The sequence below is a fragment of the Paracoccus suum genome (assembly GCF_003324675.1).
Lineage (GTDB): Bacteria > Pseudomonadota > Alphaproteobacteria > Rhodobacterales > Rhodobacteraceae > Paracoccus > Paracoccus suum.
In genome coordinates this window covers 2,941,014-2,967,834 of the sequence record NZ_CP030918.1, presented here as the reverse complement: position 1 = coordinate 2,967,834, position 26,821 = coordinate 2,941,014, and the positions used below count along the sequence as shown (strand labels likewise).

The 26,821-nt window shown below is 66.7% G+C and carries 27 protein-coding genes; 11 read left to right on the top strand and 16 right to left on the bottom strand.

Features of this window, described 5'->3' with window-relative positions; genetic code table 11:
- Nucleotides 1-53 precede the first annotated feature (53 nt).
- Together DRW48_RS14450 and DRW48_RS14445 are read right to left on the bottom strand one after the other, a co-directional pair.
- Nucleotides 54-1,796, bottom strand: a complete 1,743-nt coding sequence (locus DRW48_RS14450) for a sensor histidine kinase (RefSeq protein WP_241963477.1) — start codon at nucleotides 1,794-1,796, stop codon at nucleotides 54-56.
- A gap of 199 nt (nucleotides 1,797-1,995) precedes the next feature.
- Complete coding sequence (locus DRW48_RS14445; RefSeq protein ID WP_114077602.1) at nucleotides 1,996-3,048, bottom strand: dipeptidase; 1,053 nt, start codon at nucleotides 3,046-3,048, stop codon at nucleotides 1,996-1,998.
- Between the two features lie 88 nt (nucleotides 3,049-3,136).
- Between DRW48_RS14445 and DRW48_RS14440 the strand changes: the two genes are divergently transcribed.
- From DRW48_RS14440 to DRW48_RS16390, 5 genes are all read left to right on the top strand, one after another.
- A complete protein-coding gene (locus DRW48_RS14440; protein ID WP_114077035.1) occupies nucleotides 3,137-4,162 on the top strand; it encodes a TRAP transporter substrate-binding protein in 1,026 nt (341 codons plus the stop codon).
- A 78-nt stretch (nucleotides 4,163-4,240) separates the two neighbouring features.
- On the top strand, nucleotides 4,241-4,759 hold the full coding sequence (locus DRW48_RS14435) for a TRAP transporter small permease subunit (protein ID WP_162784786.1): 519 nt from the start codon (nucleotides 4,241-4,243) through the stop codon (nucleotides 4,757-4,759).
- The gene (locus tag DRW48_RS14430; protein WP_114077033.1) at nucleotides 4,756-6,075 is read left to right on the top strand and encodes a TRAP transporter large permease; all 1,320 of its coding nucleotides are present in this window, start codon (nucleotides 4,756-4,758) and stop codon (nucleotides 6,073-6,075) included. Before DRW48_RS14435 ends, DRW48_RS14430 begins: the two co-directional genes overlap by 4 nt.
- A 36-nt stretch (nucleotides 6,076-6,111) precedes the next feature.
- On the top strand, nucleotides 6,112-6,450 hold the full coding sequence (locus DRW48_RS14425; protein WP_114077032.1) for an antibiotic biosynthesis monooxygenase family protein: 339 nt from the start codon (nucleotides 6,112-6,114) through the stop codon (nucleotides 6,448-6,450).
- A 55-nt stretch (nucleotides 6,451-6,505) separates the two neighbouring features.
- On the top strand, nucleotides 6,506-7,522 hold the full coding sequence (locus DRW48_RS16390) for a rhodanese-like domain-containing protein (RefSeq protein WP_241963289.1): 1,017 nt from the start codon (nucleotides 6,506-6,508) through the stop codon (nucleotides 7,520-7,522).
- Nucleotides 7,523-7,528: 6 nt separating this feature from the next.
- Here DRW48_RS16390 and DRW48_RS16175 read toward each other — a convergent pair whose 3' ends face one another.
- The gene (locus DRW48_RS16175; RefSeq protein ID WP_199286119.1) at nucleotides 7,529-7,984 is read right to left on the bottom strand and encodes a hypothetical protein; all 456 of its coding nucleotides are present in this window, start codon (nucleotides 7,982-7,984) and stop codon (nucleotides 7,529-7,531) included.
- 220 nt (nucleotides 7,985-8,204) lie between these two features.
- Here DRW48_RS16175 and DRW48_RS14410 point away from each other — a divergent pair, with 220 nt between their 5' ends.
- A complete protein-coding gene (locus tag DRW48_RS14410; RefSeq protein WP_114077031.1) occupies nucleotides 8,205-8,600 on the top strand; it encodes an I78 family peptidase inhibitor in 396 nt (131 codons plus the stop codon).
- Nucleotides 8,601-8,639: 39 nt separating this feature from the next.
- Here the strand turns inward: DRW48_RS14410 and uvrB are convergent, their stop codons facing one another.
- From uvrB to DRW48_RS14350, 11 genes are all read right to left on the bottom strand, one after another.
- Entirely contained in the window at nucleotides 8,640-10,832 is a 2,193-nt protein-coding gene (uvrB, locus tag DRW48_RS14405; protein WP_114077030.1) for an excinuclease ABC subunit UvrB, read from the bottom strand.
- 85 nt (nucleotides 10,833-10,917) lie between these two features.
- Nucleotides 10,918-11,727: a superoxide dismutase family protein gene (locus DRW48_RS14400; protein WP_241963288.1), complete on the bottom strand. Its 810-nt coding sequence runs from the start codon at nucleotides 11,725-11,727 to the stop codon at nucleotides 10,918-10,920.
- Nucleotides 11,728-11,854: 127 nt separating this feature from the next.
- The gene (locus DRW48_RS14390) at nucleotides 11,855-13,345 is read right to left on the bottom strand and encodes an FGGY-family carbohydrate kinase (RefSeq protein WP_114077027.1); all 1,491 of its coding nucleotides are present in this window, start codon (nucleotides 13,343-13,345) and stop codon (nucleotides 11,855-11,857) included.
- A gap of 93 nt (nucleotides 13,346-13,438) precedes the next feature.
- Entirely contained in the window at nucleotides 13,439-14,812 is a 1,374-nt protein-coding gene (locus DRW48_RS14385) for an aminotransferase (protein WP_114077026.1), read from the bottom strand.
- Nucleotides 14,813-15,066: 254 nt separating this feature from the next.
- Entirely contained in the window at nucleotides 15,067-15,405 is a 339-nt protein-coding gene (locus tag DRW48_RS14380) for a hypothetical protein (protein ID WP_162784785.1), read from the bottom strand.
- A 14-nt stretch (nucleotides 15,406-15,419) separates the two neighbouring features.
- On the bottom strand, nucleotides 15,420-15,806 hold the full coding sequence (locus DRW48_RS14375) for a response regulator (protein WP_114077024.1): 387 nt from the start codon (nucleotides 15,804-15,806) through the stop codon (nucleotides 15,420-15,422).
- Nucleotides 15,803-16,654, bottom strand: a complete 852-nt coding sequence (locus DRW48_RS14370) for a CheR family methyltransferase (RefSeq protein WP_199286118.1) — start codon at nucleotides 16,652-16,654, stop codon at nucleotides 15,803-15,805. The genes DRW48_RS14375 and DRW48_RS14370 overlap by 4 nt, the downstream gene beginning before the upstream one ends.
- On the bottom strand, nucleotides 16,651-17,118 hold the full coding sequence (locus DRW48_RS14365; RefSeq protein ID WP_114077023.1) for a chemotaxis protein CheW: 468 nt from the start codon (nucleotides 17,116-17,118) through the stop codon (nucleotides 16,651-16,653). The genes DRW48_RS14370 and DRW48_RS14365 overlap by 4 nt, the downstream gene beginning before the upstream one ends.
- Nucleotides 17,119-17,123: 5 nt before the next feature.
- Nucleotides 17,124-19,337: a chemotaxis protein CheA gene (locus DRW48_RS14360; RefSeq protein WP_114077022.1), complete on the bottom strand. Its 2,214-nt coding sequence runs from the start codon at nucleotides 19,335-19,337 to the stop codon at nucleotides 17,124-17,126.
- A 14-nt stretch (nucleotides 19,338-19,351) separates the two neighbouring features.
- Nucleotides 19,352-19,717, bottom strand: coding sequence for a response regulator (locus DRW48_RS14355; protein ID WP_114077599.1), 366 nt, complete (start codon nucleotides 19,715-19,717; stop codon nucleotides 19,352-19,354).
- Nucleotides 19,717-19,992 (bottom strand): STAS domain-containing protein, encoded by a 276-nt coding sequence (locus tag DRW48_RS14350; RefSeq protein ID WP_114077021.1) that lies wholly within the window; start codon nucleotides 19,990-19,992, stop codon nucleotides 19,717-19,719. The genes DRW48_RS14355 and DRW48_RS14350 overlap by 1 nt, the downstream gene beginning before the upstream one ends.
- 384 nt (nucleotides 19,993-20,376) lie before the next feature.
- Between DRW48_RS14350 and rpsB the strand changes: the two genes are divergently transcribed.
- The 3 genes from rpsB to ndk all read left to right on the top strand — a co-directional run bounded on the left by rpsB (nucleotide 20,377) and on the right by ndk (nucleotide 22,791).
- On the top strand, nucleotides 20,377-21,216 hold the full coding sequence (rpsB, locus tag DRW48_RS14345) for a 30S ribosomal protein S2 (protein WP_114077020.1): 840 nt from the start codon (nucleotides 20,377-20,379) through the stop codon (nucleotides 21,214-21,216).
- Between the two features lie 58 nt (nucleotides 21,217-21,274).
- Entirely contained in the window at nucleotides 21,275-22,156 is an 882-nt protein-coding gene (gene tsf, locus DRW48_RS14340; RefSeq protein ID WP_114077598.1) for a translation elongation factor Ts, read from the top strand.
- A gap of 212 nt (nucleotides 22,157-22,368) precedes the next feature.
- Nucleotides 22,369-22,791 carry a nucleoside-diphosphate kinase gene (ndk, locus tag DRW48_RS14335; RefSeq protein WP_114077019.1) on the top strand — a complete coding sequence of 141 codons (423 nt, stop codon included), beginning with the start codon at nucleotides 22,369-22,371 and terminating at the stop codon, nucleotides 22,789-22,791.
- 60 nt (nucleotides 22,792-22,851) lie between these two features.
- Here the strand turns inward: ndk and DRW48_RS14330 are convergent, their stop codons facing one another.
- Nucleotides 22,852-24,165: a cytochrome b/b6 domain-containing protein gene (locus DRW48_RS14330; protein WP_241963287.1), complete on the bottom strand. Its 1,314-nt coding sequence runs from the start codon at nucleotides 24,163-24,165 to the stop codon at nucleotides 22,852-22,854.
- A gap of 71 nt (nucleotides 24,166-24,236) precedes the next feature.
- Here DRW48_RS14330 and fabD point away from each other — a divergent pair, with 71 nt between their 5' ends.
- Both fabD and purU read left to right on the top strand, forming a co-directional pair.
- Complete coding sequence (gene fabD, locus DRW48_RS14325; RefSeq protein ID WP_114077018.1) at nucleotides 24,237-25,163, top strand: ACP S-malonyltransferase; 927 nt, start codon at nucleotides 24,237-24,239, stop codon at nucleotides 25,161-25,163.
- 115 nt (nucleotides 25,164-25,278) lie between these two features.
- Nucleotides 25,279-26,163, top strand: coding sequence for a formyltetrahydrofolate deformylase (gene purU, locus DRW48_RS14320; RefSeq protein WP_114077017.1), 885 nt, complete (start codon nucleotides 25,279-25,281; stop codon nucleotides 26,161-26,163).
- Here the strand turns inward: purU and DRW48_RS14315 are convergent.
- Nucleotides 26,139-26,807, bottom strand: a complete 669-nt coding sequence (locus tag DRW48_RS14315; RefSeq protein ID WP_162784784.1) for a TetR/AcrR family transcriptional regulator — start codon at nucleotides 26,805-26,807, stop codon at nucleotides 26,139-26,141. The genes purU and DRW48_RS14315 overlap by 25 nt on opposite strands.
- Nucleotides 26,808-26,821: the final 14 nt, after the last annotated feature.

Sequence of the window (26,821 nt, the reverse complement as noted above, 5' to 3'; positions counted from 1 at the left end):
TCCGTTCATCTCGTCGCACGCGGATGGGCGCCAGCAGGGTGCCATCCGTTGAATCATTCCGCGGCCCGCAGCATGGCCGCCTTGCGTTCGCCCTGCGCAGCCGTGCGCTGCAGGCGCGGCGCGTGCAGGGGCAGCTGGACCTCGAATATGGCGCCGGGCCCGTCCTCGGCATTATGCGCCGTCAGCCTTCCCCCGAAATCCGTCACGATATCGGACGAGATCGCAAGCCCCAGCCCCGTCCCCTCGCCCGGTTTCTTGGTGGTGAAGAATGGCTCAAACAGCTTTTCGAGGTCGGCGATACCCGGACCGTTGTCACGCACCGACAAAACCGCGTGAGAGCCGGACGAGACGATCATGTCCACCGTCGGGTTCGGCGTCTGGCGCGTCGCGTCGATGGCGTTGGTCAGCAGGTTGATGATCACCTGCTCCAGCCGCATGCGGTCGCAACGCACCATGACCGAGCCGCGTGGCACAGTGCGCGTGACCTTGACGCGGCGCGCGCGCAACTGCGGCTCGACCAGGGTCAGCGCGGCGCTGATCGCATCGCGCATGTCAAAGGCCTCGAACGCCTCGCCGCCCTTGCGGGCAAAGCTCTTCAGTTGGCGCGTGATGGCGGTCATGCGCTCGATCAGATCGTCGATGCGCTGGAAACTGGACAGTGCCTCCTCAGAGCGGCCGCGCTGCAGCAGCAGCCGGGCGCCCGCCAGATAGGTTTTCATTGCCGCGAGCGGCTGGTTCAATTCGTGGCTGACGCCGGCCGACATCTCGCCGAGGACGGCGAGCTTGCTGGCCTGCTGGACGGTCTGCTCGGCCACGCGCAACTCGCGGGCCATGCGCTCGCGCTCGGCGATCTCGCGGGTGAGGCGGGCGTTTAACGCGCGCAGGTCGGCCGATTCGCGCATGTATTGCTCGGACCAGCCGAGGGCACGGCGCGAGAACAGGTAGAACGCCCCGGCGAGGACGATGGCAAAGCCCATGATTTCCAGCGCCAGGATGGCGTTGACCCGCTGGCGCACGGATTCATAGGTGGTGAAGGTGATCATGCGCCAGCCGCGAAATGGCACGCGGGTCTCGGTCTGCATCACCGCCTTGCCGCGGATATAGGCATCGGCCGGGCTGGAGGTCCAATCGGCCGTGACCTGGAAGGCGCGCTCGATGGCCGAGGGCGCGCTGCGCACGGCCAGCGCCTCGGGCAGGGTCAGGTTGCGCCAGCGAGGCTCGGTCGACAGGATGATCTTGCCCTCGCTGTCGGTCACCGCGACCGCGTCCGAGATGCCGGCCCAGCTGCGCTCCAACCGGTTGAGGTCGCTGCCGACCACGATCACGCCCAGGCTGCGACCACCCTCGCCGACCACGGCGCGCGAATAGGCGAAGGCAAAGCCGCTGCCAGCGTTGCGGGTCACGCTGAAGGTGGTGTCGCGCATCCGCATGGCATCGACGAAGAACGGCTCGTTCACGAAGCTCTGCCCCAGGTTCGTGCGCAGCGTGGTGCCGACCGTCCGCCCCGACGAGTCGAGCAGCAGGATGGCGGAGGCGCCGATTTCCTTTTGCGCCGTGATCAGTCGGGCCGAGACGGTGCTGTATTCCTGCCCCTCCAGCGCGGACATCAGCGCCGGGTCGCGCGCCAACAGCAGCGGCACGACCGAGGTGCGCTGCAATTCCGAGACCACGTTGCCACTGTAGAGGGCCGAGCGGACGTCGGCGCGGGCCCGGGTGTTTTCGGTGAACCGCGTTGTCAGCCAGTGGTTGGTCGCCCACAACGTGACCGCCGCCAGCGTCAGGATCAGCACCACCATGACGCGCAGGCGCCAGCGCCCGAATCTGGCCGAAACGGATGCGCCATCCGCCCCCGCCGGTTCGGGATCGTCCTCGGGATCGGCTTCAGGTGGCGCGAGGTTCGGATCCTGCATCGAACCGGAATAGCGCCGGCTGCGGTTTCGCACAATGGCGCGGCTGGCGCGGAGGGTCCCGCGCCAGCCGCGCCAATCTTTAGTGTCAGCCGCCCCAGGTGCGGGCGAGCACGTCAACCCAGTTCCGCCAGGCGATGCGCTCGATCAGATCACGGCCATAGCCATGGGTCTCCATGGCCTCCAGCAGATGCGGCAGGCCGTCCGCGCCCGACAGCGCCTCGGGCATCAGCGCGCCATCGAAATCCGAGCCAAGGGCGACGCCGTTTTCGCCCAGGATGCCGAGCAGATGGTCGAGCTGGCGCAGGATCGGGTCAAAGCCCGCGAAAGGCTGACGCAGGCCGTCCGGGCGCAGGAAGTTGACCGCATAGTTCAGCCCGACGAGGCCGCCGGATGCTGCGATCACCGACAGCTGCCGGTCGGTCAGGTTGCGCGAACTGGGCGAGATCGCATGCGCGCAGGAATGGCTGGCGACCAGCGGTGCGTCCGACAGGCGGGCGACGTCGTCCACGCCCTTCTCATTTAAGTGGCTGAGGTCGAGCATGATCCGCAGCGCGTTGCATTCCCTCACCAGGTCCTCGCCCGCAGCCGTCAGCCCGTCACCGGTATCGGGCGAGGAGGGGAAGGCAAACGGCACCCCATGGGCATAGCGGGTCGGGCGCGACCACACCGGCCCCAGCGAGCGCAGGCCAGCGGCGTGCCACAGATGCAGCGCGTCCATGTCGGCAATCGCCTCGGCCCCCTCCATGTGCATGATCGCGGCGATCCGTCCGGCGGCCATGGCGGCACGGATGTCGGCGGCCGAACGGACCACGTCCAGCGTCCCGCTGCGTCCCAGCGCCAGCAGCGCCGCTGCCTGGGCAAAGGCCGAGGGCAGAGCGACGTCATGGGCAATTTCGGGCGAGGGGGCCAGCCGGAAGGGCGGATCTGGGATGAAATGGGTCAGCGCCTCAGCGTCCGCATTGGCCGACATCGGTACCCAGATCGCGAAAAAGCCGCCTGCGAAACCGCCCGCCTGCATTCGCGCCAGGTCCAGGTTGCCCGTTCCGTTTCCCTTGCGCCACAAATCGTCCCGCCCCTCGGGCGGGGCTTCGACCAGCCTTTGCAGAAAATCGTTATGGCCGTCGAACACCGGGATCATGATCGTCTCCTCGTGATTTGCGCAGGGACATTGCGTTGTGGCGCGAGGATCGACAATGCTCTGCACGGCCATTTGTCCGAGGTTTTCCATGCATTCGTCCCTGACCCATCGCGCCCGGCTCGCCGCCATCGCGCTGATCGCCGCGCTGACCGCAATCCCGGCCGCCGCGCAGGAGGTGACGCTGAAGCTGCACCAGTTCCTGCCGGAAAACAGCTTTGTGCCGGCGCATATCCTAACCCCTTGGGCGGACCGGATCGAGGCCGAGAGCGGCGGGCGCATCAAGGTCGAGCGCTATCCCTCGATGGTGCTGGGCGGCAAGCCGTCGGACCTGATCGACCAGGCCATCGACGGACAGGTCGACGTGGTCTGGACGCTGGCCGGCTACACCCCCGGCCGCTTTCCGCGCGCCGAGGTGGTGGAGCTGCCGTTCATGTCGCGCGACGCCGTGCCCACCAGCCGCGCACTGTGGCGCATGGCGCAGGGCTGGGACGAGTTCAAACCCGTGCATCTGCTCGGCATTTGGGTCCATGGCCCGGGCGTGATCCACTCTGCCCGGCCCGTGACAAAGTTGGAGGACATGCGCGGCCTCAGCCTGCGGGCACCGTCGCGGGCGGCCTCGATGTTGCTTGAGCGGCTGCGCGCGGCTCCGGTCGGTCTGCCCGCGCCGCAGATCATGGAGGCATTGTCCAAGGGCGTGATCGAGGGCGCCTTGCTGCCGTGGGAGGTCACCAGCAGCATCCGCGTCAGCGAAGTGGTCAAGAACCACACCGAGTTTCCCGACCGCGCGGTCTACACTGCCGTACTGATGCTGGCGATGAACGACGCCCGCTATCAAGCGCTGCCGCCCGACCTGCGCGCGGTGATTGATGCAGCCTCGGGCGAGGCGTTCAGCGTGGCCGCCGCCAAGGCGCAGCAGGATGCCGACGCCCCGCAGCGCGAGGCCGCGATCGCCGCTGGCGCGGTGGTCACCGTGCTGGACCCGGCCGAGGCCGCGCGCTGGGTCGAGGCGGGCGAAGGCGTGATTGCCGACTGGTCGGCCGCAGCGCGCGGCTTTGACGGGGCCGCCGCCGTCGCCGAGGCGCGCGCCGCCATCGACGCGGCCGCCACGGAGTAGGGGCCGCCCGCGCTGCGGCAGGACTTGCCGTCCAGCGCCCGGCCGCGCCATACCGCCGGGGCCAGGAACGAGGCTGCCTTGTCCAGACCCCTTGCTTTCGCAACCCAACTCGCCCGTGCGGCCGCCCTTGCAGGCGGCGCGGTGCTGCTGGCGCTGATCGCCATGACCTGCGCCACCATCGCTGGCCGGATCGAGCTATGGCTGTCAGGGCAATGGCCGCAACTCGGCTGGCTGGCCGGGCTGCGGCCGATTCGCGGCGATTATGAGCTGGTGGAGATGGGCACGGCCATCGCCGTCGCCTGTTTCCTGCCCTGGTGCCAGATCGCGCGCGGGCACGCCCGGGTCGATCTGTTCGGCCGCAGGTTGCCGGCCTGGCTCGACATGCTTTGGGATCTGCTGATGGCGGCCGCGATGGCGCTGCTCGCCTGGCGGGTCGGGGCCGGCATGATGCAGAAACTGGCCTCGGGCGAGTCCAGCTTTCTGCGCGGCATTCCCCTCTGGTGGGGCTATGCGGGGGTGCTGCCGGGCCTCGGTCTTGCCAGCCTCGCTGCGCTGGCCTGCGCGATCGGCCGCGCCACCGGGGACCGGCGAGGATGAGCGACATGGTCCTCGGCCTCTGGTCGTTCCCCCTGTTGATGGCGCTGATCTTTCTGCGCCTGCCGATCGGCCTTGCGATGCTGGTGGTCGGGGGCGGCGGCCTCGCGTTGCTGGGCGGCCCCACGCTGCCGCTGGCCAAGCTGAAAACCGAGGTCTGGGCCGCGTTCTCGAACTACAGCCTGTCGGTCGTCCCGATGTTCCTGCTGATGGGTCAGTTCGCCACGCAAGGCGGCCTCAGCGGGCGGCTGTTCGGCGCGGCGCAGGCGTTCCTCGGCCATCGTCGCGGCGGGCTGGGGATGGCCGCGATCGGTGCCTGCGCCGGCTTTGGTGCGATCTGCGGCAGTTCGCTCGCGACCGCCGCCACCATGGGCCAGGTCGCCCTGCCAGAGCTGAAGCGTGCCGGCTGGTCCGGGGGCCTCGCCACCGCAACCCTCGCGGCGGGCGGAACCCTCGGCATCCTGATCCCGCCCTCGGTGGTGCTGGTGATCTATGCGGCATTGACCGAGCAGAACATCGCCCGGCTGTTCGCGGCAGCCATGCTGCCGGGGCTGCTGGCTGCGTTCAGCTATGCGTTGGTCATCCGCCTCTACCTGGTCCGCCACCCCGGCGAGGCGGGCACCGCCCCGCGCGTTCCCTGGGGCGCGCGCTGGCAGGCGCTGGGCGGTGTGTGGCCGGTCCTGGCGGTGTTCGGGCTGGTCGTTGGCGGACTTTATGGGGGCTGGTTCACGCCGACCGAGGGCGCTGCGGTGGGCGCGGCCGGGACCGGGCTCGCTGCCCTCGCCGCAGGCCGGCTGGACCGGGCGGGTCTTTCGCGCGCGCTGCTGGCGACGGCCGAGGGCACGGCCATGGTGTTCTTCATCGTGCTCGGCGCCGCGCTCTATAACGGGTTTCTGGCTTTCGCGCAGGTGCCGCAGGGCCTGTCGGGCATGGTCGCGGCGCTGGGCATGCCGCCCTACGGCATCCTGGCGCTGATCTTGCTGGGCTACCTGCTGCTCGGCTGCCTCATGGACAGCCTGTCGATGATCCTGCTCACCATCCCGATCGTTTTTCCGCTGGTGATGGGCCTCGACTTCGGAATGACATCCGAGGCGCAGGCGATCTGGTTCGGCATCCTCGTGCTGATCGTGGTCGAGGTCGGCTTGATCACCCCGCCGGTCGGGATGAACCTGTTCGTCATCTCGGCCCTCTCGCCCGAGACCCCTGCCGCGCAGACCTGGCGCCGCGCGGCATGGTTCGTGACCGCGGACATCCTGCGCGTCGCGCTGATCGCCGGGGTGCCGGGGATCGCGCTTTTCGCAACCGGCGGGGCGCGCTAGGCTGGCCCCACACCTGCGACAGCGAAGGGGAGAGCCATGCCGCAGATCCGCCAGGACTTTGACGGGCAGACCGTCATCTGCACCTTCGAGGTGACGCCCGGCAGCGCCCATGATGTGCTGGACCTGCTGCAGGCCGCCTATGCCGAGGTCATCAGCCACCAGCCCGGCTATATCTCGGGCGCGATTCATCTGAACGATGCCCAGACCCGGATCTGCACCTATTCGCAATGGGGCGCGCGGTCGGATTATCAGGCCATGCTGCGCACGGGCGAGATGCGCCAGCGCAACCGCGCGATCCACGGATTGGTGCGCGGGTTCGAGCCGGTGATGTACGAGGTCGCCAGCGTGGTCGCCTCGCCCGGTGCAAATACCTGAGCGGACGGAACTTTCTGTCGCGCCAACCCTTGGCCCTGAACGGAGGAGTGATGTGATGACACTGCAACCTATTGCCAGTCTTGGCGCCGCCGCGGCGTTTGCGGCGACGATGTTGGCCGCCGGGCCGGCTTTGGCCCAGACCGCCCCGGCCGCGCCTGCGCCTGAAACGGCCGCACCCGCAGCGACTGGCGCGGCCGCGGGTGATGCAGCGGTCCCGGCCGCGCCCGCTGCCGCGAATGATTCACAGGCTCCGGCTGCAGTGCCGGGTGATGTAGCGACTCCCCCCGTCGATCCTGCTGCTCCGGCCCCTGCCGCGAGTGCTCCGGCTGCTGCGGATGCAGCGGCCACCTCGGCGCCTGCCACCGCCGGTGATGCAGCCTCTGCTGCGGCCGCCGTTCGGGTCGGCATCACCGCCAAGATGGCCGAGGCCACCTACACCACGCCGCAGGGCGAGGAGGTGACGATCTCGCGCGACCAGACGGAGGGCGCGAAACTGGAGGGCGACTGGGCTCTGACCGGCCACGACTGCCCGCCGTTCTGCATCCAGCCGATCTCACCCGCGCCCGGCGTCGCCACCATCGGCGAGTTGGAGTTGATCGAGGCGATGAAGGCCGGCGAGACCACCCTGGTCGATGGCCGCACGCCCGACTGGTATGCCGGCGGCACCATTCCCGGCGCAATCAACATTCCCTACACTCAGGCAGTCGAGCGTCTGGCCGAACTGGGCTGCGAGCCGGATTTCGACGGCAAGTTCGACTGCAGCAGCGCGCATAACGTCATCATGTTCTGCAACGGCGCCTGGTGCGGCCAGTCACCGACTGCCATCCGCGCCATGATCGGTGCAGGCTATCCGCCCGAAAAGATCCACTATTACCGCGGCGGTGTGCTGGAATGGCGCCTGCTGGGACTGACTGTCGCCGGCGGCAAGTCCGCCGACGCCGCAGCGCCAGCCGGCGGCGTGCCGGCAGACGCGGCAGCGACTGATGCCGCTACCTTTCCGGCAGCAGCGCCGGCGGCAGATGCCGCCAGCGCCCCGGCGGCGGCTTCGACCGCGCCGGCCCCTGCGAACTGAGGCCGATCAGCCGGCCGGCTTTTCGGGCGGCGGCGGATCACCGGCAGCCGGTGCCGCCGGTGCTTCGATCGGGACCGCCGCCGGTGCATCGGCGGCGGGCTTGTCAGCCGCCGTCGGCCCCTTGACCTCCGCCTTGCCCATTCCGCCCCCGGCCTTGCCTTCTCCTTCTGTCTGCAGGAAGGCGGCGGCGAGTTCGAATTTGCGTGTCTTTTTGTCCATGATGCAGACCATTCGGTCCGCACCGCCGTCTTTCAGCCCTACAGTGACCAGCGCGGCGCCATAGCTTTCCGAGCCTTGCGGACTGACCTCGATCAGCAGCTTGCCGCCTTCGGGGACCTCGGCGAGAGCCTTGCAGCCGGTTTCGACCTCGACGCGAAATTCCTCCCAAGCCTTGTCGGAGGATGCGAGCACGGGGCTAGCCAATGCGGCGGTTAGACTGGCGAGGACGGGAAACAGGCGCATGTGAGCCTCCATGATGGGTACAGGCGCAGGCTGCACCCCAGACCGAGGCCGCGCAACGCAGCTTTGCGTGAAGGGTGGCGGCAGCGGCTTGCCGATTGATAAAGGGTCGATGGGCGGTCCATTGCCGCCGTCCTGATGCAGGCCGCAGCAGCGCTTTCGCTCGCGTCCGACGCCGCTAAGCTACGGCGAGGAAAAGATTTTCACGCAGGAGACTTTACGAATGAACTTTGCCCGCCCCGCCGCCCTCGCGGCAATCTTGCTTGCGGCAGCTTGCACCATGGACGACACGGACGGCAGCAGCAGCGCCAACCCGGGCGATCCCGTAGTTGTCGCCCCGGGCGAGACGACCATCCCAGCGCCGGAGGCCCAGCCCAAGCCGGGCGCGCCGGTCGTGGTCCCGCCGGGCGCCGAGCCGGGCGCCGCGAAAGAGGACACCTGCGGCGCGAACGCGTTCCAGCAGTATGTTGGGCAGAAATCCCCGCAGATCACGGTCCCGGCTGGCACCGCCGTCCGCCATTTCCGCACCGGCGATCCGCTGACCCGGGACCTGCGGCTAGACCGCATGAACTTCGAGTTCGACCGCGCCGGCAAGCTGGTTGCAGTCACCTGCGGATAAGCTGAAAGAACCGCCCCGCCCGCGCGGCGGGGCGCCCTCCTAGCCGCTGCGGCGGCGGCTGCGCTTGTTGCCCCCGCGCTGACCGGCCCGGCCGGCGGTGCTGCGTCCGGACGACTTGACCGCGGCCTCGGCCGCCTCGGCCACCGCCTGCTGGCGCGCCAGCGGATCGTCGGCGATGGCCAGCTCGACCGCTTCCAGTCGCTTCACCTCGTCGCGCAGGCGCGCGGCCTCCTCGAACTCCAGGTTCTCGGCCGCCTTGCGCATCTGCACGCGGATCGCGTCCAGATGGGCCTGCAGATTGGCGCCGACCAGCGGCTTGTCGATGCGCGTAGTGACGCGCGACTGGTCGGTATCGCCCTGCCAGAGGCCCGCCAGCACATCCTCGACGTTCTTGCGCACGGTCTGCGGGGTGATCCCATGGGCAAGGTTGTAGGCGTGCTGCTTGGCGCGTCGCCGCTCGGTCTCGGCCATGGCGCGCTCCATGCTGCCGGTGATCCGGTCGGCGTAGAGGATCACCCGGCCATCGACATTCCGCGCCGCCCGGCCAATGGTCTGGATCAGCGAGGTTTCTGACCGCAGGAAGCCTTCCTTGTCCGCGTCAAGGATCGCGACCAACCCGCACTCAGGAATATCAAGGCCTTCGCGCAGCAAGTTGATACCGACCAGAACATCATAGGCCCCGAGGCGCAGGTCGCGCAGGATCTCGATCCGCTCGATCGTGTCGATATCGCTGTGCATGTAGCGGACGCGGATACCCTGTTCGTGCAGGTATTCCGTCAGGTCCTCAGCCATGCGCTTGGTCAGCGTCGTGACCAAGGTGCGATAGCCGGCCTTGCTGACGCGGCGCACCTCGTCCAGCAGGTCATCGACCTGCGTCTCCACCGGTCGGATCTCGATCACTGGGTCCAGCAGGCCGGTCGGGCGGATCACCTGCTCAGCAAATACCCCACCCGCCTGGTCCATTTCCCACTGCGACGGGGTGGCGCTGACGAACACCGATTGCGGCCGCATCGCGTCCCATTCCTCGAACTTGAGGGGACGGTTGTCCATGCAGGACGGCAGGCGAAAGCCGTGCTCGGCCAGCGTGAACTTGCGCCGAAAGTCGCCCCGATACATCGCTCCTATCTGCGGCACGCTGACATGGCTTTCGTCGGCAAAAACGATGGCGTTGTCGGGGATGAACTCAAACAGGGTCGGGGGCGGCTCTCCCGGCGCGCGGCCGGTCAGGTAGCGGCTGTAGTTCTCGATCCCGTTGCACACGCCCGTCGCCTCGAGCATCTCGAGGTCAAAGTTGGTCCGCTGCTCCAGCCGCTGGGCCTCTAGCAGCTTGCCCTCGTCCTCGAGTTGCTTGAGGCGCAAACGCAGTTCCTCGCGGATGCCCTTGCTGGCCTGGTTCAGCGTCGGGCGCGGCGTCACGTAGTGGCTGTTGGCGTATATCCTGATCTGCTTGTATTCGCCCGACTTTGCGCCAGTCAGCGGATCGAATTCTGTAATCGCTTCAAGCTCGTTGCCAAAGAAGCTGAAGCGCCATGCGCGGTCCTCGAGGTGCGCGGGCCAGACCTCAACCACGTCTCCCTTGACGCGGAAGGCACCGCGGATGAACGCTTGGTCCAGCCGCTTGTATTGCTGGGCCACAAGCTCGCGGATGAAGTCGCGCTGATCGTAGGACTGGCCGACGACCATGTCCTGGGTCATCGCGGAATAGGTCTCAACGCTGCCGATGCCGTAGATGCAGCTGACCGAGGCGACGATGATCACGTCGTCGCGCTCCAGCAGCGCGCGCGTGGCGCTATGGCGCATCCGGTCGATGGCCTCGTTGATTTGCGATTCCTTCTCGATATAGGTATCCGACCGCGGGACATAAGCCTCGGGCTGGTAGTAGTCGTAGTAGCTGACGAAATATTCGACAGCGTTCTCGGGGAAGAAGCCCTTGAACTCGCCATATAACTGGGCGGCGAGGGTCTTGTTCGGCGCGAGGATGATGGCCGGGCGCTGGGTCTCCTCGATCACCTTGGCCATGGTATAGGTCTTGCCTGTGCCGGTCGCGCCCAGCAGCACCTGGTCGCGCTCGCCATTGCGAACGCCGCCCGCGATCTCGGCGATGGCGGTCGGCTGGTCGCCGGCGGGCGAGAATTCGCTGTGCATGACAAAGCGCCGCCCCCCCTCCAGCTTTTCCCGGGGGGTCGGGGTCAGCAGTAGCGGCGCCGGCGCGTTGGTGTTGTTGTGAGCCACGGGTATCCCCTTTGTTCCGGTGGGAATCTGGCATCTCGGCCGGGGGATACAAGGGGCGCCGCATCCCGTGCGGCGCCCCTTGCGGTTACTTGGCCGCCGCGAACACGCCGCAGGCGATCCGGTCACCGGCCGCGCCCGAGGGTTGGCTGGTGTAGTCGTCGGGTTTGGCGTGAACGACGATGGCGCCGCCATCAGCGTCGGTGACGTCCGCGACCTTGACGCCATTGGTAAAGAATTCGACCTTCGCGGTGCCGTCTGCCGCTACCGTGACGTTGGGCAGATCGCCCTGGTGTTGGCCGCCCGGATCCATGGCGCCGTGCTTCTTGCCGCCAGCAAGATGTCCGCCCGCGCTCTCGAAGGTCGGCGGCTCGCATTTGCCGAACTCGTGGATGTGGATCGCATGAACACCGCCGGGCGGCAGGTCCTTCAGGTCCACGATGACATGCAACTCGCCAGATGCCGTGTCCGCGATACGGACCGAGCCGAGCGGCTTACCCTCGGCGTTCGAGACCTCGGCGACACTGTGCGCCATCGCATCAGTGCTTTCCGCGGCCGGTGCTACCACTGGCTCGGCGGGCTTTGCTGCGGGTGCCTCGGCAGTGGAGCCCCCACCGGCCGGCTTTGGCATCGGCGCGGCAGAGGTCGCCGGGGCCGCAGCCGGCGCTGCGGCGGGAGGCGTCGCGGCCGGGGCTGTTGCGGGGGGCGTTGCAGGATCTGCAGGAGCCGCCGCGGGGGTGGGGGTGGCTGGCGCAGCCGCGGGCGCGGTCTGCGCAAAGGCCATGGGCGCCGCGATGACCAACGCAGTGGCGAGCGCCAGGGTAGCCAACGCGCCCCGCGCGTAGGGCAGGACAAGGGCAGGTGGCAACGAGAGGGCGGGATTTTGGGATGTAGCCATGGTGGTCATCTCCTGCGGTGAAGGCGGCGATGCCGCTTAGGTGCAGGAGGGAACGCCCGGGCAGGTATGACGTTCCGCAGTAAAGCGGCCTTCCGTCAGGGTTAGGTGGCTGGCCAGAGAAGCGGCGTCAAAGCTGCGCCGCAATCCCCTTTGTCGCCTCGTAGAGGGCTCGGAACTGTCGATACTGCTCGTCATGGATCGGCTGCGTATTGGGCGCCACCTCGCCCTCGACCGGGTTCCACTTGGCGATATCAGAGGGCCCGACAGCGCCGACCGCAAGCGCCGCGAGGAAGGCGTCGCCATACGAGGCGCCGGGCGTGCGGGCGCTCAGTTGCTGAGTAATACGGCCATAGTCCGTCACGCCCTCCAGCCATAGGCGATTCTTGATCCCGCCGCCGACGGCGCGGGCGACCGGGACCGGCACGCCAGCCTCGCGCCAGGTCTCGATGATCAGGCGCACGGCCATTGCGATGCCTTCCAGCACAGCGCGGGCGATATCGGCACGTGTGTGTGTGAGGTTCAACCCGAACAAGGCCCCGCGTGCCGTGGCGTCGAACAGAGGCGCGCCGGTGCCCGAGAAGTAGGGCAGCGAGATCAGGCCGTTCGCGCCCGGTATCGAGGTTGCAGCCTCGGCGGCCAGCAGCGCGAAAGCATCGTCGCGCGGCAATTCGCGCGCGATCTGATCGCGCATCCAGTGCGTCAGCGTGCCCCCGGTCGGCAGCCCCGCCATGGACGCATGGCCCCCTCCCGGGAACAGCCAGGGCGCGGTCCACAGGCCCGGTTGCGGCAGGGGCCCTTCGGTCAGGGCAATGCAGAAGAGCGAGCTGCCGTACATCAGCATCAATTGGCCGGGGTCAGTTACGCCGACACTGATCGCCTCGGCAGCGGCGTCGATGGTGCCGATCGTGACCGGCGTGCCGGCACGCAGCCCAGTCTCCGCCGCCGCGGCAGCGGTGATGGTGCCGGCAATTTCACTCGACCAGCCGAGACGGGGCAGGGCCTCGGGGGCGATGATCCGGTCGCCCAGGGACTGGGTCCAGTCCCGCGCCGCCAGATCATAGAGCGGCGCAAAGCTGGCGGCGGTGAAGTGATCCATGACCTGCTGGCCGGTCAGGCGCTGCACCACGTAGCTGGTCGAGGTCAGGATACGGGCGGTCTTGGCAAAGATCTCAGGCCGTTGGCGGCGCAGCCAGAGGATCTTTGGTCCCACCTGCTGGACCGAAAGTGGGTTGCCGCCCAACGCCATGATGGCGTCATGCCCAAGCTCGGCATTCAACAGCTCGATCTCGGCAAGGCTGCGGGTATCGACGCCGTAGAGCGCGGCGTTCATCAGCGGCCGTCCGTCGGCATCCACGGGCAGCATGCAAGGCCCGATGGCCGAGGTCGCGACCGCCGCGATCCGCACCGGATCGATTCCCTGATCGAGCAAGGCTCGGCTGACGTGGACCACATCTGCCCACCAGTCCTCGTTCGGACGATGCTCGGCCCAACCGGGTTGCGGCACCAGCATGCGGTGCGCATGCGCGGCATAGGCAAGGATGTTGCCTTGGGCGTCAGTCACGCAGCCCTTGGTCTCGAATGTTCCGATATCGATGCCGAGGAACAGGTCAGCGGCCACGGGTCTGCCTCATGGAAAATCGCGCATTGGCGTCACCCATGGCCGAAGGATGCGGCAGCGGCAAGACCCGAGGCCGGGACCTGCCGCGCCCGTTCAGGCGACCTCTGCAAAGACCTTGGTCAGGGCCCGGTCCAGCTTTTCCAGCATTTCGTCCATCTGCGCGTCGGTCAGGATGAACGGCGGGCAGAGCACGATGGCCTGCCCCAGCGGACGGCAGATCAGCCCCTCGTCGGTCGAGGCATTGGCAATGCGTTCGCTGACCGAAAGGCTGCTGTCGAAGGGCGTCTTGGTCGCTTTGTCGCGCACCGCCTCCAGTGCCCACATATAGCCGATGCCGCGCAACTCGCCGATATTTTCGTGCCGGTCCATGATCGCGCGCAGCCCCGCCTCCATGCGCGGGGCCTTGTCGATAACGTTCTGGGCGAGGCCCTCATTCATCACCACGTCGATGGCCTTGCGCGCGATGGCGCAGCCGACCGGATGGCCCGAGGCGGTGAACCCGTGCGGAAATTCCTCGATCGGGGCGATGGCCGCGTCGAGGCGGTCGCTCAGTTCCGGCCCCAGGATCACGGCGCCCATCGGGAAGAAGCCGGCGGTCAGGTTCTTGCTGGAGATAATGGCGTCGGGGACAAAGCCGTAGGTCTCGCAGCCCCAGGTGCTGCCGGTCCGGCCGAAGCCGCAGATAACCTCGTCCGAGATGAACGGGATGCCGTGCTTTTTCAGGATCGGTTGGATGGCCTGGAAATAGCCCTTGGCCGGCGGGATGACGCCGCCGGCGCCCATCACCGGCTCGGCGAAGAAGCCGGCTATGGTGTCGGCGCCCTCACGGAGGATGACCTCCTCCAGTTCGCGTGCGAGGCGGGCGACGAACTGCTCCTCGGTCTCGCCGGCCTCGCCAAAGCGCCAGTAATGCGGGCAGCCGAGGTGGATAAAGCCGGGCAGCGGCAGGCCAAAGACCTCGTTATATGGCTTGCCGGTCATGGAGGCGCTGACCGCGGTCACGCCGTGGTAGGCGTTCCAGCGGGTCAGGATCTTGCGCCGGTTCGGGTTGCCCTCGGCCCGATGCAGGAACCACAGCATCTTCACCATGGTGTCGTTCGCCTCGGAGCCCGAGTTCGTGTAGAACACTTTGCCGCGGGAGAACGGGCTGACCTCGACCAGCTTTTCGGAGAGCATGACAGTCTGGTCGGACATCCGTCCGAAAAAGCTGTGATAGCCGGGGAAGCGCTCGTACTGCGCCTTGGCGGCCTCGATCAGGCCGCGATGGTCAAAACCGGCGACCATGTTCCACAGACCGGAATTGGCATCCAGATAGCGCTTGCCGTGCACATCGACGATGTACGGACCCTCGCCATGGGTCACCACCACCGTACCCCGCTGCGCCACGCTGGGCAGGTCGGTGAAGCCGTAGAGCGAGTATTCGTCGGCGCGCTGCTCCCAGCTTTGCGGCGTGGCGGGACTGTTCATGGCGATGCCTCCGAAAGGTGGTCCCGTCGGCGATGCGACGGGCAATTGGGCGGCAAGCTAGCGATGCGTCGAGTGTGGGGCAATGCCAGCCGCGCGCTGGCGGCGGATCGACCGGAGGCAAAGGCAGAGTGTTGGGTAAGTCAGCGTGGGGCAGGGCGATCTGGCTGGGGATTTAAGCGGGGACGGTGCAGGCGCGGTGAAAGCAGGGCGGCTCGCTTGTGTCGTTGGTCGATGGACGCATTTCTTCTTCCGAATCAAAGAAAAAGTTCGAGCCCGGGTGGGTCGTCTTGGTTCTGCGGCTGGCCGAGCAGCCGTTCGGCCAATCCGGTCAGGCGCAGGCTGTGCCGGACCATGTCGGTATCGACCGGAAACCTTGCCAAGCCGCTGCCTCCAGCAGCACCGGCGAGCCGCGCCAGATCGCCAAGAGACTGTGTCAGCAGATCCAACTCCTGAAAGGCGACAACCAGCCGGGACTGTTCCATCGGATCACCCTGCGACTGCCCGGCTGCGATCGCCGCCGTATCCTCGAGCGAACGGCATCGCCGCGCGAGCCCGCCCAGTTCAACCTCGAGGTTCGCCAACAACTCGCCCAAGGGCAGCGCTTTCCTCACAGGCGCCCCACGACCGCTTCGAGGCAGGCCCTCAACTCGACCGGGGTAAAAGGTTTCTTGATGAAGTTGTTCATCCCGAGCGCGCGTCCGCTGTCGATCATTTCCTTGTCGGCACGACCAGTGATCAAGATGAAACCGGCGCCCCTGGTTTTGGGATTGGTGCGAATTTCCTTGAGCAGCGTCAGGCCGTCCATGCCCGGCATGTTGAAGTCCGAGAGGACCAGATGAACCGGCCGCGATGCCATGGTCGTCAGCGCGGCGCCGCCATCTGCGGCATGGTGGACGTTTGCGATCCCCATCGACTCAAGGGCCTGGATAATCAAGCCGCGGCTGGTCGACATATCGTCAACCACGAGAATATGAATCTGGTCCTTGGTGCTCATCTTGCGGTCCCGCCTTCGGCTTTGATCTTCTTGTAGGTCGTTTGCCCGGCGTAGCGGACCTGGGTCAAAAGCCGGTCCGGCAACCGTTCGGAATGGCCGACGAACAGCCATCCCCCGGGACGGAGCGCCCCGACCATTCGCGACCAGAGTTGCGCTTGCGTCGGTGGGTCAAAATAAATCGCCACATTTCGGCAAAAGATGACATCGAACGGTGTGGAAAAGGACCAATCGCCCACAAGGTTCGTCAGCCTGAAGTCGACCATGGAGCGAAGGACCGGGGCGATTCTTGCGTCCTCGCCCTCGACGAGGACACTCTTGGCGCGATGGCCCGGTGGGATTGCCTGGATTTCTCGGCGAGGATAGATCGCGCGACTGGCGAGTGCCAGGATGTGGCTATCGATGTCTGTAGCCAGAATTCGCACATCGCGGGGTGGAAAGCCCGCATCGGCGAGTGTCATCGCGATCGAAAAAGGCTCCTGCCCGCTGGAGCAACCTGCTGACCAGATATTCAGCTTTTGCCCGGTTGCTCGGGCGTCAAGCCCGATGCGCCGTAGCTGGTCAAAGTGGTGCGCCTCACGGAAGAAATGGGTCACGTTCGTGGTCATGGCCGAGACCAGATTGTTACGCTCGGTGCCGTCGTCCGCCCGTTCGACGAAATCGAGGTAGGCCTCGATGCAGCCGTGGCCGGTCGCCGCGAGCCGTTTGGACAGACGGGCCCGGACCATGCTGGCCTTGTTGTCGCCTAGGACTATGCCCGAAGCGTCCAGGATCAGGGCACGCACCCTTTCCAGGGTGCTTCCCTTGACCTCACCGGTGGGGTCTGCGGCATGGCCGGGCATCGCGCTCATGCGGCCCGGGTGCGGTCGTTCGGCATCACGGCCGTCAGGTTCAGCACGCGTACCAACTGTCCGTCGACCAAGGTCAGGGCGCGAATGTAGCTGGCGGTCAGGTCGTCGCCGAGGTCTGGCGGCGGCTGCAACTCGCTGATTGGGATGGCGAGGATGTCAGAGACCGCGTCGACCAGCAGGCCGGCGCTGACCCCATCCACCTGCACCACCACGATGACATTGCGATCACCGCCACAGATGTCGTCCATCCCGAGGCGCAGCGAAAGGTCGATCACCGGCAAGACGGCCCCGCGCAGGTTGATGACGCCTTTCACATGTGGCGGCGCATAGGGCAGGGGGGTCGCTTGGGTCCAGCCGCGGATCTCGCGCACGGACATGATGTCGACGCAGTATTCCTGATCGCCAAGGCGGAACGAGAGCAGCTCTGCATCATCGGCGCTGCGGCCAGTGGTTTCGTCGGTCATGGGGTTTATCCTGCAAGGGCGATGTCGGCGCGCTGACTGCGCGGTTTCGGGGTGAGGTCCGCGGGGTCGAGGATCAGGGCGATCTGTCCGTCGCCCAAGATCGTCGCGCCAGCCACGCCGGGCATCGGGCCAAATAGCGCGCCCAAGCCTTTGATCACGACCTGGCGCTGCTCCATGACGTCGTCGACGATCAGGGCGGCATAGCCGCCGTCGTCCAGGCCAGTGAGCAACACGATGCCATTGCGATTGACGTCGCCCGGCGCGCGAAAGCCGAGCCGGGAGGCCAGGTCCACCAGCGGAAACAGATTGCCGCGCATGTGCAACAACTCGCTCTGCCCGCCGACCCGTTTGATCGCGTCCGCGGAAAGCTTCGCCGTTTCGACAATGGCCGAGAGGGGAATGACGAAGGTCTGGCCAGCGGCCTTCACGACCATGCCGTCGAGGACCGCGAGCGTTAGCGGCAACGAAATCGACAGGGTCGTGCCCCGGCCCCACTCGCTGGTGATGGAAATACGGCCGCCCAGCGCCATGATCGCGCTTTTCACGACGTCCATCCCAACCCCTCGTCCCGACAGGGCGGACACTTTGTCGGCGGTGGAAAAGCCGGGCAGGAACAGCAGGTTGTCGACCTCAGCGTCGCCCAGCAGGGCTCCTTCCGGAATCAGGCCTTTTTCTGCCGCGATCGACTGGACTTTGGGGCGGTTGATCCCGGCGCCATCGTCCGAAACCTCGATCATGATCCGCCCGGCGCGATGGTACGCGGCGAGGGTGATTTGGCCCTCGCGCGGCTTGCCGGCGGCGAGGCGGATCTCGGGCGGTTCCAGCCCATGATCGACTGCGTTTCGGATCATGTGGGTCAGAGGGTCAGCCAGGCGCTCGATCATCGTCTTGTCGACCTCGGTCCCCTCGCCTTCGATTTTCAGGCGGACCTGTTTGCCGACCATTGACGACGCCTCGCGGACGATCCGCGCCATGCGCTGGAACAGCGGTTTGACCGGCTGCGCGCGCACGGACATGACGCCGTCCTGAATATCGCGGGTCAGTGTCATGAAGGCTTCGAGGCCGGCGGTTACCTCAGGGCTCGCGAGGCCGGCCGTGGTCACGCTTTGCGATAGCATGGCCTGGTTGATGACCAATTCGCCCACGAGGTTCACCAAGCGGTCGATTTTTTCGAGGTCAACGCGGACAGTTGCGGGGTTGAACTCCGCGGATGGTTTTTCGGCCGGGACCGCCAAGGTCGCATCGGGGAATTGGACGAGTTTCAGGGCCGGTGCAGTGACGGGGGTTTGGGCGGTAGCGTTTGTGTTGTCCGCCGCGCTGGGCGAGCTCGCGTTCCTCGCCGGCCGCAGGGACCGGAGCGCTCCGGGCGTGGTCGCGGCGATTTCGATGTCGCAGACGTCGGTGACGAAATCAAAGACCTCGTCGAGTTCGGCGCGAGTGATGTCGCCGACAAGCCCGACGATCCATGAGAGGCGAGGAATTTCGGCGCAGCTCTCGGCGAGCTCCAGGTCATGCGGGACCTGACAGGTGACAAAAGCTTCGCCCATGAGCGAGAGCGAGCGCAGCAGATGGGCAACTTCGTTACCGCTGGTGTAAAGGCCGGGGCGGGGCGTCAGGTGCAGGCGCCAGGCGCTCTGGCCAGTCTCGGCCGAGGGCGCCTCGGCAGTTGGCAAGGTCGTAGCTTCGCCCCCGTCTTCGTTTCCGATCGCGGAAGTGCCGGAGGTCTGCGCGACTTCAGACCCGCTATCAGTCTCGCCGTCGAAACTACCGAAATCGAAGCTAAGGCCCATCGGCTGAAAGTCCAGTGCGGCGGGCTCTTCCTCACTGGGGATACTGCCAGTCAGCGCCTCGAGAGCGAGCAGGGTGGCCTCGGAACCCTCTGGAGGCGGCGTATCGTCGCGCGCCGCGTGAACTTGGTCCTGCAGCACGTCGGCTGCCTGAAAGAGTAGGCGCACAGTCTCGCCATCGGCGGCGATCCCGCCTGCGCGCAGCTCGTCCAGCACCGTCTCGAGCCGGTGGGCAAAGGCCACGAGATCGTTCAGGCCGAAAGCGCCGGCGCCGCCCTTGATCGAATGGACCGCGCGAAAGACGATGTGCACCGTCTCGCCGTCATCCGTGCCGCCTTCCATGGCGGCGAGCGCGTCCTGCAGGCTTTCGAGCAGATCCTCGCACTCGACAAAGAACGAGGCCCGGATCTCTGCCATGGGGTCGTTGGACATGGCCGTCCCCTTCCTCAGCCCGTGACCGTCTGGATCGAGCGCACCAGCTTTTGCGGATCGAACGGCTTGATGATCCAGCCAGTCGCACCGGCATTGCGGGCACGGGCCTTCAGCTCGGGCGCGCTTTCGGTAGTCAAGACGAGGATCGGGGTGGCCCGGAACTGGTCGATCTTGCGCACAGCCTCGATGAAGCCGAAGCCGTCGAGGCGGGGCATGTTGATGTCCGAGATGATGGCGTCAGGCGCGCTGCCCTCCAGAACCTCGAGGCCGTGGACCCCGTCCTCGGCCAAGGCCACCTCCATCCCTGCGGTGGTCAGCGCGATGGTCAGCATGTCTCGCATCGTGCGGCTGTCATCCACCGCCAGGATCTTGAGAGTCATCATTTCGCTCCGTTTTCTAGCGCGTCGGGGCCGACGCCGAATTGCGTCAGCGCCTCGACAAAGGCCGGCGATTGCGGGGCCAGTCGCAGGCTGACGCCGCGCCGCCCCCAGTCCTGCGCTGCCGCCAGCAGCACCTGCAGGCACAGCCCGCCCAGATGGCTGACCGCAGAGGCATCGATCACCAGCGGCGCGCCCGAGCGATCGCGCAGATCGCGCGTCAGACGGCGGGCCGCGGTCAGATCGAGCCTATGCGGCAGCGTCAGTGTGCCGGCCATCACGCGGCCGCCGACGAATGTGGCGGGAAAGGCCGGGGCAGTTGCCGCAAGGGAGAATCCTTCCGATCGATCATCTTCCCACCCTCTTAGTCCCCAGCCCTTAAGTTTCGGTTAGCGCCGGCACTGTTTCCCCCGGCCTTCGCGATGCTTATCGCGGGTACCGGTTTTCGTATCGGAACCGCTAAAATCATGCGCATTTCGCCCTCCCGGAACGCCCCGGCCGTCGGCCCGGAATCGCCTTGCGCTTGGCCCCGAAACATCCTATCTGCGCGGCACTTCACAGGCGGGGTCGGGCATTCACGGGGAGAAATCCCGTGCGCGTCCACCGGTTGGGGCATCCGCCCTGAGAGCCCCGCCAAGGCGTAAACCGGAAAGGACACGGACATGGCGCTTCCCGATTTCTCCATGCGTCAGCTGCTTGAGGCTGGCGTTCACTACGGTCACCAGACGCAGCGCTGGAACCCGCGGATGGCCGAATACATCTACGGCGACCGCAACGGCATTCACATTCTTGACCTGACGCAGACCGTCCCGATGCTGGACGCGGCCTTGCAAGTCATCCGCGATACCGTCGCCAAGGGCGGCCGGGTGCTGTTCGTCGGCACCAAGCGTCAGGCGCAAAAAGCCGTTGCCGACGCGGCCGAGCGCAGCGCGCAATTTTACATGAACCACCGTTGGCTCGGCGGCACGCTGACCAACTGGAAAACGGTCAGCCAGTCGATCCAGCGCCTGAAGCAGATCGACGAGACCATGGCGCATGGCGCCGAGGGCCTGACCAAGAAAGAGCGCCTCGGCATGGAGCGCGAGCAGGCCAAGCTGCAGGCCAGCCTGGGCGGCATCCGCGAGATGGGTGGCCTGCCGGACCTGCTGTTCGTCATCGACGTCAGCAAGGAGGATCTGGCGGTCCTCGAGGCGAACAAGCTGGGCATCCCGGTCGTCGCAGTGGTTGACACCAACTGCTCGCCCAAGGGCATCGACTACGTGATCCCCGGCAACGACGATGCGGCGCGGGCGATCAGCCTCTATTGCGACCTCGTCGCGCGTGCGGCCCTCGACGGCATGTCGGCGCAGATGGGCGCCGCGGGCGTCGATCTGGGGGCGCTCTCGGATGCGCCCGAAGAACTGCTGGACGACGGCATGGATGCCGCGACCGAATCCACCGATCAATCTGCCCCGACCGAGGAAGCCGCTGCCGCGGCCGACGCGGACGCCGCGCAGAACTGATGCCTTCGGGCGGGGCAGTGCCCCGCCCGGTCCCCCGAATATGGATGGAGAGACCACGATGGCCATTACCGCCGCGATGGTGAAAGACCTGCGCGAGACGACCGGCGCGGGCATGATGGACGCTAAGAAAGCACTGACCGAGACGGGCGGGGACATGGAAGCCGCGGTCGATTGGCTGCGCACCAAGGGTCTTGCCAAGGCTGCCAAGAAATCGGGCCGCATCGCGGCCGAGGGCTTGGTTGGCGTCGCCGTCAAGGACGGCCGCGGTGTTGCGGTCGAGGTCAACAGCGAGACCGACTTCGTCGCCAAGAACGAGGCCTTCCAGGACATGGTCCGCTCCATCGCGCAGGTTGCGCTGGGCGCGGCCGATGTCGATGCGCTGCGCGACGCGCCGCTGAACGGCAAGCCCGTCAGCGAAGTGCTGACCGACGCGATCGCCAAGATCGGCGAGAACATGACCCTGCGCCGGATGGTTGCCGTCGAGGGCGACACCGTGGTCAGCTATGTCCACAACGCCGCCGCGCCCGGCATGGGCAAGATCGGCGTGCTGGTCGCCCTGAAGGGTGCCGGTGCCGAAGAGCTTGGTCGCCAGATCGCCATGCACATCGCCGCGACCTCGCCCGCATCCCTCTCCGAGGCCGACCTCGACCCGGCGCTGGTCGAGCGTGAAAAGAACGTGCTGAGCGAGCAGGCCCGCGAGAGCGGCAAGCCCGAGGCGGTCATCGAAAAGATGATCCAGGGCCGCATGGCCAAGTACTTCGAGGAAGTCACGCTGCTGGGGCAGAAGTTCGTGATCAACCCCGACGTGACCGTGGCGCAGGCCGCCAAGGACGCCGGAGTTGAAGTCACCGGCTTTGCCCGCGTCGCTGTCGGCGAGGGCATCGAGAAGAAGGAAGAGGACTTCGCCGCGGAGGTCGCGAAGACCCTGCAAGGCGCCTGATCCTTCCTGCAAGGTTTTTCAACGGCCGGTCCCTCTGGGGCCGGCCGTTTCTGTTTGCGGCGAGCGCTGTTTCTGACCTCCGGAGGCGGCTCTGAAAACGCATGTTCTGCTCGCCCACGCCTGCGGTCCGCCGCTTTCCTTTGCGGGCTTGCCATGCTAGCCCCGCCGCGCATTCCGGGGCCGCTGCGGCTCCCCCATCCCAAAGGATTACCATGGCCGTCGAACGCACCCTGTCGATCATCAAGCCGGACGCCACCAAGCGCAACCTGACCGGCGCCATTGCCAAGAAATTCGAGGATGCCGGCCTGCGCATCGTCGCCGCCAAGCGCATCCAGCTGACCCCCGAGCAGGCGGGCAAATTCTACGAGGTCCACAAGGACCGTCCCTTCTTTGGCGAACTGCGCGACTTCATGGCGTCGGGCCCGGTCGTGGTGCAGGTGCTGGAGGGCGAGAACGCCATTGCCAAGAACCGCGAAGTGATGGGCGCGACCAACCCCAAGGATGCCGCCGAAGGAACCATCCGCAAGGAGTTCGCGCAGTCCGTGGGTGAGAACAGCGTTCACGGCAGCGACGCCGCCGAGACCGCCAAGGAAGAGATCGCGTTCTTCTTTTCTGGCCTCGAACTGGTCGGCTGAGGTCGAACGCAGCTTGGCTAACCAGGGGCCGCCCGCAGGGGCGGCCCTTTCTCTTTCGGGTCAGCGCCGGGTCGCCGTCAGGTCGACCGTGACCGGCACCGCGAATCCGACGGTAGATTCGTCGGCATAGCCCGCGCCGATCCCGAACTGGCGCCGATCGAGCACCAGCTTGCCCTGCGCCCGCGCGGCATTCCCTTCGATTGTCAGGTCGAACGGCAAGCTCGCCGGACGTTCCTGCCCGGCGAGGGTGAGGGTGCCGACGGCCTGATGCGCAGTGCCCGCGGGCACGACTCGGGTAATATCGGCCGTGAACTGCGCCTTGGGATGCGCCGCCGCGTTCAGGAAATCCGGTCCCGTGGCGGTGCCGCTGACCGTGCCCAATTGCAGCGAGGCGATGTCGACCGTCACATCCACATGCCCCATACCGCTGGCCGGATCATAGTGGATGTCGGCGATCCAGGTGCCAAAACTGCCGGCGACCGGGCTTCCCCCCTGATTGACCGAGAGCCCGAGCGTGCCCTCGGTCACGGTCCAGGCCGGGTTGGATTGCGATGTGGTTGCGGCTTGCGTCGGCGGGGCACTTGCAGTGCTTTGTGCCGCCGGAGCCGCCGGAGCCGCCGGTGGGGGCGCCTCAGCGACAGGGACGGGCCTTTGGGAAGTTACCGGCATTTCATCCTGAGGGACGATCTGTGTCGCAATTGCAAAACCCAGCCAAACGACCGCCGCGGTGAAGGGCGCCAGCCAGCGGTTACTCCGGGTGTCGGCCGGCGGCTCGGGCAGTTGGTCCAGCGGCCGCGTCATCCGTGCGAGGGTGGCATCGCGGTCGACCAGCACGTGTTTCACCGCGCCTGCGACATGCAGCACGATCAGCGCGGCGAGCAGCCACCAGCCGGCGCCGTGAAACGCCTCCAGCTGTTTCGTGAGGGCGGCGTCCTGTGGGATGCCGGGCAGGCGCTGCCCGAACGGCCACAGGATATCGGCAAAGCCCTCACCGGGCGCGGCTGAATGCAGCAGCCAGCCGCTAAGCGGCATCAGCACCATCCCGCCGTAAAGCGCCCAGTGGACGCTATCCGCGAGCCATGTTTCGACCCGCCGCTCGGGGTGCAGGGGGCGCGGATGGGTCTGGCCCATCACCCAGACGACGCGCAGCAGGGCCAGGATCAGGACGGTGATCCCCACCGTCTTGTGCACCGAAAATACCTGCACCACCCGGGCAATTGCTTCGGGTCCGTTGCGCGGCAGGGTGACCGCGATCAAGCCGAGGAGGATGGCCGTCAAGATCAGTGCGGCGATCAGCCAGTGAAGGACACGGTTGACGCTGCCATAGCCGCGCGCGGTGTTTCGGGCCGGCAGAGGGGTTCGGGCTTCGGACACGGATGTCTCCTGTCGTTGCTTCGGTCCGTTTCAAAGGCTATCCCTCGCTCGATCCAAGAGGAATTTGCATCATGCGTGCGTTTATTTTTCCGGGGCAGGGCGCTCAGACCGTGGGCATGGGACGCGCATTGGCCGAGCGCTGGCCCGAGGCGCGGGCGGTGTTCGACGAGGTTGACGAGGCCCTGGGCGAAAAGCTGTCCGCTCTGATCTGGGATGGCGATCAGGCCACACTGACCCTGACCGCGAATGCCCAACCGGCGCTGATGGCTACCTCGATTGCTGCGCTGCGCGCGCTCGAGGCAGAGGGGATCTCGATCGCGGACGCCAGCTACGTCGCCGGCCACTCGCTGGGGGAATATTCCGCGCTGTGCGCGGCCGGCGCGCTGACGCTGTCCGATACCGCCCGTCTGCTGCGGCTGCGCGGCCAGGCGATGCAGGAGGCTGTTCCGGTGGGCGAGGGCGCCATGGCCGCGATCCTCGGCCTCGATTTCGCGACTGTGGACCAGATCGCGCGCGAAGCCGCCGGCGAAGAGGTGTGCCAGGCGGCGAACGACAACGATCCGGCGCAGGTCGTCATCTCGGGCCACGTCGCCGCGGTCGAGCGCGCCGCCGCCCTCGCCAAGGAGCGTGGGGCCAAGCGTGCGCTGATGCTGCCGGTTTCGGCGCCGTTCCATTCGACGCTGATGCAGCACGCCGCGACGGTGATGGCCGAGGCACTTGCCGCGGTCGACATCCAGCCCCCCGCCGTGCCGCTGGTGGCCAATGTGCGCGCCGAGGCGGTGACCGAGCCGGGCGCGATCCGCCGTCTGCTTGTCGAACAGGTCACCGGCTCCGTCCGCTGGCGCGAGTCGGTACTGTGGATGGGCGAAGCCGGCGTAACCGAGTTCTGGGAGATTGGCGCCGGAAAGACCCTGTGCGGCATGGTCCGCCGCATCCTGCCCGAGGCGAGCTGCCGCAACTTTGGCCAGCCCGAGGATATCGAGGCCCTGAGGGCGTGACTGCATGGCCCCCGTGCCGCGTCGCTTTTGGATTTGAAACCAGCGTATCCGGATGGCGCAGCGCATATGGCGCGGGCCATATGACGCTCTGACCTCATGCACGGATGATCCCCGTATGACCGATCTCGTTCTGACCGTCACCTGCCCCACCCGCCGCGGCATTGTCGCGGCGGTGTCCGGCTACCTGGCCGAGCAGTCCTGCAACATCACCGATAGCGCCCAGTTCGACGACCAGGACAACGGCCGCTTCTTCATGCGCATCCGCTTTGTCTCGGAGGGCGGCGCCACCGCCGAATCGCTGCGAGAAGGGTTTGAGGAACTTGCAGGGTCATTTGACATGACCTGGGCGATCCATTCCCCCGATCAGCGGATGCGCGTTCTGTTGATGGTCTCGAACTTTGGTCATTGCCTGAACGACCTGCTGTATCGCTGGAAGATTGGCGCCCTGCCGATCGATATCGTTGGCGTGGTCAGCAACCACATGACCTATCAGAAGGTGGTCGTGAACCACGACATTCCCTTCCACCACATCCGCGTTACCCGTGAGAACAAGCCCGAGGCCGAGGCGCGCCTGCTAGCGCTCATCGACGAGACCGGGACCGACCTGGTCGTGCTCGCGCGCTACATGCAGGTGTTGTCGGATGCGTTCTGCCGGCGCATGGCCGGGCGGATCATCAACATCCACCACAGCTTTCTGCCCAGCTTCAAGGGCGCCAATCCCTACAAGCAGGCGCATGAACGTGGGGTCAAGCTGATCGGCGCGACGGCGCACTACGTCACCCCCGATCTGGACGAGGGTCCGATCATCGAGCAGGACACGGTGCGCGTCACGCATGCCCAGTCGGCGGCCGACTACGTCAGCCTCGGCAGGGATGTCGAGGCGGCGGTGCTGGCGCGGGCCATTCACGCGCATATCCACCATCGCGCGTTTCTAAACGGGGCCAAGACGGTGGTATTCCCCGCCAGCCCCGGCGATCACGCCTCCGAGCGGATGGGCTGATCCTCGCCGTTTTGCGGGGCGCGGAATAGCCCGCCGTAATACTGCTCCATGACGCCTCTGCAGGCGCGCGCAAAGGCGAGCTTGTCGCGCGGCCGGCTCAGCGGATTGGTGCTGACTGACATCCGCGTCAGGCCCAGGGTCAGTGCCCGCCCATGATAGACCGACGCCTTGATGTCGAGGCCCTCGACAAGCCGCCCTTGGCCCGCCGCACGGCGCAGCAGCGATTGGGCGAGCCCATTGATTGCACGGTCGTATTTTTCAAGCTCGCGCTTGCCCGCCACGGCCGCGGCATTGCGTTCGGCCAGGACGGCGGCACTGGACGAATGTTCCACCGCCCATTCCACGTAGCCGTCGAACAGCGCCCGGAACTGGGCAACCGGGTCGTGTGCGGGGGCGGCGGTGGTGCGCCTGCTGAGGTGATGAATCAGGCGCACCATGAGATTTTCGACCACCGCGACGCCCAGCGCGTCCTCGTTCGGAAACAGTCGTTCGGCCAGATCCGCCGACACGCCGGCCGCCTCGGCGATGGCCAGAAGATTCACACCGGGCAGGACGTCGAAGAATTGCATCTCGGCGGTGCGCACCATCCGGTCATAGGGAGTGCTTCCGAAATCGCTTTCATCAGGCGTCAAAATTCCGGCCAACCGCAATGCCTCCG